This is a genomic window from Methanobrevibacter sp., assembly GCF_045112895.1.
In the GTDB taxonomy this organism is placed as follows: domain Archaea; phylum Methanobacteriota; class Methanobacteria; order Methanobacteriales; family Methanobacteriaceae; genus Methanocatella.
Map to the genome: position 1 here is coordinate 1 of NZ_JBGUIH010000049.1, position 6,683 is coordinate 6,683.

Below are 6,683 nucleotides of genomic sequence, written 5' to 3' on the forward strand. Positions count from 1 at the left end.
ACTGGAATTGAAAAGGTCTTCAACTGTCACATTGGAAAGCCAGGAATCACCAGTGTTAGTTACAGTAATGTTAAACGCAACAGTATCATTGACAACGACAAAGTCTGTCTTGTTTAAGCTTACTTTCTCAACAGTCATGTTAGGACTGTAAACGGTGACATTAGCAGTACTATTAGTTTCATTAGCCTCATTTGACTTAACTGTAACATTGTTGAATAAGGTACCATTAGTTTTAGCCTTAAACCAAATTATTAAGCTAGTTACCTCTTTTGCATGCAATGGATAAGAATTATTCAACAATTTTGTTTCAACTGCAACATTAGCCTGATTAACTACTGGATTATTAATGGTTAAATTGCCTTCAACCAAATTCTTTAGCCAAATTTTTAAAACACGGCTGTCACCAGCACCAAGAGTGCCGTTAAGCAAGAACTTATCCTCGGTCTTAATAGTATAAATCCATTCTTTAAGATCAGAATGTGTGACATATTTCATTTTATTAGCATCGAAAATGTCGCCGAGAGTTACATTTGTCAAAGCAGAACTTCCAGTATTGGTCACATTAATCTCATATGCATATATATCTCCAGCACCCATTCCAGTATTATTAAAACTGAAAGTGAGATTGCCAGTGTTATTTCCTGTCAGATTCCAGGTTTTATTATTGGAATGTCCAATATATTCCAATTCACTTGCATTGAAAATATCATTTACTGTAATATTGGTAATAAACCATTCTCCTGTGTTATTGACAGTGATTTTAAATGCAACAGTATCGTTGATAACAACGAAATCTGTGCTGTTTAAGTTTATTTTCTCAATAGTGATGTTGGCTTCATATATCCTGAATTCAGTGGTATTAGATATTTCCTTATAGTTCCAATCTTCCGGGTGTTTAGCATACACTGTATAAGTGCCTTTTTTAATAGGTTTCTTAAGTGTAAGTCTGATTTCACCGGTAAGGTTGGTTAAAGCCACATACCCATTAGGATAACCATAATCGGCAAGTATATTGTGACCTTTTTCATCTAAAATCTCAGTAATGTTTACTACTTGAAGATATTCACGGTCATCTTGATATACTAGTGTACCACCTTGACTTTCTTCCGCACTGCCAACAGGATGTTGATTGTCACCTGTAGTTTCAATACTACCACTACTGTGTTTGTAGGTTACATGATTGAAGGTTATTTGATCATTGTCAGCTGTATTGTGAATTGCATTGATAATATTGTCCCCACCAACATGGCAAACAGTAATGTTAACATCGCTGGTATTGTAGTAACTGTCTTCAGGTCTTGGAGTAACGATTAAAAGGTAGCTCCATGCCTGATTTTCATTGAAGACATCACCTGTAAGGACGAAGTTATTACCGTCAGTATAGATTGCAGAACCGTTACGAGCCTTGTTGTGTGTAAATTCGTTAGAATCTGTGGTGGTATTATTACCCTTTACATAGATTGCTCCACCAAGACCGTCAGTTCCTTCAGCACTTTCAGGTACAGCTTCGTTGTTTGTGAAAGTGTTTGAACTAATTTCTGTTCCGCTTCCTTCAATATAAACCGCTCCACCATGATTTGGTACGATGTTTTCATTAAAGGTAGAATCGCTAATTTCACTTGAAGAACCTTTAATATAAACAGCACCACCATCAGTAGCATTGTTACTATCAAAGTTGGAATCGGAAATGATTTTGGTATTATTACCTTCAATATAAGCACCACCACCGTATTCAGCTTCATTATCCTCAAAAGAGGTACCGGAAATCACGGCATCATTACCTTCAATATAAACACCAGCACCACCAAAGGTAGCTTCGTTTTCATTGAACTGGGAATCTGAAATCTCAGTGTTGGAACCTATAACATAAGCACCAGCACCATTGATAGCTTCATTAGTCTCAAAAGTAGAGTCGGAAATGACAGTATCATTACCTTCAATATAAACACCAGCACCCTCAACAGCATAGTTATCTCTGAAAGTGGAGCCGGTGATATTTGTATCATGACCTACAATATGAATACCAGCGCCTTCGATAGCTTCGTTATCTCTGAAAGTGGAGTCAATAATTTTGGTATAATTACCGTTGATGAAAACGGTACCTGTTTCACTTTCATGATTGAAAAACTCTGTATTGTTTATGATTGTCCTATCACCTTGGATATAGATGGCAGCACCATCATTGCTTGCACTATTTTCATAAAAAACACTGTTGAGGATTTTGGTGTCATTACCAAATACATAAACTGCTCCTGCATCACCTTGCGGATAAAATGTTATCCCATCGTGCTTCATATAATAGTTACCATATGGATTTGGAGTGTACTGGCCTGTCCATTCATTATAATCGAAACGTGGTTGACCATCATATTTTTCATCCATTTGTTTATATACAGCATGAGAAAATGAGCTATTTTGACCTTCAACTTTTGCAACATTGCCTGCAAAGGTACAATTATCAATAGTTACATTATTTCCTTGAGTATTTCTACCCCAGAATCCCTCATGGAACGGATCGATTCCACCAACCATAATGGCAGAACCTTGTCCACCGGTGTTATTGATGAATTCAGAGTCTTTTATAATTACATTGTTATGGCTTATTCCAACTGCGCCACCATATTCGCTTGTTGAATTACAATTAATAAACTTACAGTTTTGAATTAATTGAGGTTGATCAATATATGCAAAGGAAGTACTGAAATTTCCATGTATATAAACTGCAAACCAGCGAGAAGTAATATTGATAAAATTACAATCAATCAAGCTACTTGCAACACGTGCAGAACCCCATTCGGATTCATCTGAAAGACAAAAAGCACCACCGTGATGAGCAGAGCTTGTATTAATAAAGTTACATCCAACCATTTTTGCACCCCACACAGCACCTAACTGACCGGTACCGTCGTCAACACCTTCTATACCGGCAAAAGTCTGATGACAGTTGGTGAAATTACAGTTAGTTAGATTTATTGTTCCTTTATCAAAGTAACATCCAGTTACGAAGAAAAGGTGCTCACTGCAGTCCATATTATTAAAAACACAATTTGTCAAAGACCCACCGTTGAAACTAAATAATCTTTCTGTAGTGGCTAAATTTTCAAAAGTAACGTTCTCAAAAATATAACCGGAAGTACTAAAATATCCCTGCCTTTGTGAACCCCAAGAGGTATATTGATCAGGAATGCCCTCACTGTAACCGCTGAAAGTCAATGCAACTTGATCGTTATCAGGTTGAAATGTAGCCATTTGATCTGGGTCACGTTCACTTCCACCAATAACTTTAATATTACTAATTGTTTTTGTTTGATATCTACCTAAATTAAAAGGATAATTATTTGAATGCCCTTCCCACCATTGGAAGTCTTTTGTTTTTCCGGCACCTGTATAAGTTCCACCATTTAGATATATTATATCTCCAGGATTAGCGTTTAAAATTGCATCAACTACACTTTGCGCTGTACCACCATATAAATTTATAGTAGCACCTAGCACAGGTTCATCATTACTTACACCTAAAATAGGTTCATCATTACTTACCCCCAATACGGGAGCTTTTTCATTATAAGTTAAACAACCATCATCTTCAATTTCATCCGTGTTTTGTGCATCATCTACAAGGTCCGATGCAGAATCTGATGACTGTTCAATTGAATCCAAGTTTATTTCATTTAAACTATTTTCATCAATTGCGCTTTGATCCGGAACGGAAAGCGCATCCCCGTTCGTATCGGTATGTGTTAAATCATCATTTGCACTTACAAACGAAGTTGAAAATATTATTAAAAATAGTATTAAAATGAAAAGTAAACTTCGCGTATTCTTCATGAATTTACCTCACATTTAAAACAAATTTTTATTTGTCTAACTTTTTTAATAATGAAAAGGTCTATCAAAATAGAGTATAATTTTTTAATGAAATTTTATAATGAAAACATTTTTATCAAAAAAATAGAGTATGAAAAATTTTAATGAAATGCTACATAGTAGCAATAAGATGTTAGATTTTCAATGCATATAAATCTATTGATTTAATCTGAAAATCCAAAAAAAGCAATTGTAAAAAAATCAGTAAAACAAGGTAAATAACTATTAATCAGCCATAAAAAAACCAAAAAGTTTTCAAACGGCTGATGTGAATTAAATCAAATAGTTATTCGAATATTCCGCAATATCTAACTGTATGGACCAAGATTAACAGCAGATAATACCGGATTATTGTTTTTTAGCTAGGTTTAACATCCTAGAAACTGAAACGCGAATAAATCACGAATAAGACTATTGGTTAAAAGCCTTACATCTCCGAAATTAATCAGAAATGATTTATTTCATTAAATTTCATTTATACTATTTTTCAATAAAATTTTCATTAACACATACATATGATCATATTTTCTATGACCAAACATACATGTACAAATTACTTTTTAATTTGGTAAATAAATACTTTACTATTTTAGTTTTTTCACCCATTTTATAAAATTTTTAATGATAATTTCAAAATTATAAAAATATTAAAAAAAATTTTTCCGATATAAAAATAGTGATGCAAAATCGATTGCAGATTTTTGAATGATATTGTAAACATGACAAAATTACAGTTCAATAAACTAAGAAAAATTAACATCTTTTAGATTATTCAGTCATATATCATTCAAACAGTTGAAAAATCCCTGAAACGTTAAACATAAATTTAACTTTTTTACAATCATGCCGCCAACATTTAAATTCTTTCAGGAAAAATCATGATTCAGATAGATCCGGAATCCACTGAATTTATGAAAACATTGAAAATTTACAAAATGGTCATTTTGGCATCGTTGCATATAGATGGATCAGTGAATATTCAGGTAAAATTATTCAGTAAAAAAATATATTAAAAAACACGTGTTATTAAAATAATATTTTTCAGGAAAAAATATCTAATTTTAAGAGATAAATCAAATTAAATTTAATCAAAATTTCAGTCAAAAAAATAAAGAAATATGGGAAAATAAATTTCCCATACGTGTTTAAAGTTTTCTTCTTAAAGTCACACCAAGTACTGAAAGCAATGATAAAACTACCATCACGATTGGATTACCTGTAGGGTGTTTCAATAGAGGTGGAACAGGAGGTTGAGAAGGCTCTTCTACAATAACTGTTGCATTGTCGTAGTTATTAGTCATGTTAGGATCGTAAGTATCACTTTCAACATACGCCTCATTGACAATAACGCCGGTTATCAATGCTTCAGCAACAATAGTAAGGGAAGCCCTTTCTCCCATTTTCAAATCACCAATAGTCCAAACACCAGTTTCAGGATCGTAAGTACCTCTGGATGCTTTAAAGCTTATGAGTTTCAATCCTTCAGGCAAGACATCATATGCACGAGTGTTTACAGCAACATCCGGTCCTAAATTGTTAACAACTATAGTAAATGTAACTTTATCTCCAACAACAACCCTCTGAGTGTTGACGTCTTTGGTAAGTACCAAGTCAGCTTCAGGAGGAACTGTTGTTGAGTTGTTACATTTGTTGTTTGTCATGTTAGGATCAGGTGTATCGGAACTGACGTTTGCAATATTGATTATAGTTGCATTAGTGGTATCCACTAAAGTTTTAATTTTCAATACTGCAGATTCGCCTCTAGCAAGAGTGCCTACATTCCAGATACCAGTTACATGATTATATGCGCCGTTTGAATCATCTGAGCGATAAACTAATCCATAAGGCAATTTATCATACACTACTGTGTTTACAGCAGCATCCCTACCATGGTTGATAACCTTAATGGTCCATGTGATTATGTCGCCTTTGTGAGGAGCTTTATTAGAAACTAATTTAATAATTTCCAAGTCGGCTTCAGGAGGAACAACAGTTCTATTAGAAGCATGGTTGTTAGAGTCATCAGGATCCTCAGTGTCGGAAGTTGTATTGACAACATTGACAATTGTAGCATTGCTAACTTCAACTTCTGTTTCGATGATTAAAGTAGCAGACTGTAGCTTTTCAAGGTTTCCAATATGCCATACATTGTCTACAATTTCACCACCGAAGACATTTAAAACCCTTAAGCCTGCAGGAATAACCTCATTCACAATGACGTTCTCAGCTGTGTTAGGTCCTAAATTAGTAACTGTTACAGTCCAATTTATAACTTCACCATAATGTGAATTAGGATTGGAAACTAATTTAACAATTGCTAAATCGGCATATCTTATAGTGGTAGTAGTTAAAATGTCAACAGTCTCATTATCTATATTATTGGTTAAGTCCCAATCCTTTTCATGAGAAGTGACTTCAGCAACATTAGTAACATCATCTGCTTCAATTAAAGCGAGAGAAGTAATAGTTAATGTTTCACTAGTTCCATTGCCCATAAATCCAATATACCAAACACCTTCATCAGCATCATAATAACCTGTAGTTGCCTCATAGTCGATGAATTCAAACTCTGATGGTAAAACATCATACAATACAACCTCAGTTGCATCGGTACCATTAGCAGCATTAGATACTTTAATAGTCCAAATAGCAGTACCACCTACATAGTATGTATCGTCATCACTAGTCTTAACAACAGATACATCAACACCTGTTACATTAACAGGAACACGGACACTGGCATTATGACCATCAGGATAAGCAATAGTCATATTATTTATTTGAACATTGACCGCAATAGCGAGAGCTTCAACCTG

The 6,683-nt window shown here is 34.2% G+C and carries 2 protein-coding genes; both read right to left on the reverse strand.

Going from position 1 to position 6,683, the window contains the following annotated elements; genetic code table 11:
* Positions 1–3,828, reverse strand: a 3,828-nt coding sequence (locus ACJMLD_RS08520; RefSeq protein WP_405270497.1) for a hypothetical protein, incomplete at its 3' end; no start/stop codon positions are given.
* A 1,184-nt stretch (positions 3,829–5,012) separates the two neighbouring features.
* On the reverse strand, positions 5,013–6,683 hold a 1,671-nt coding region (locus tag ACJMLD_RS08525), incomplete at its 5' end, for a DUF11 domain-containing protein (RefSeq protein ID WP_405270499.1).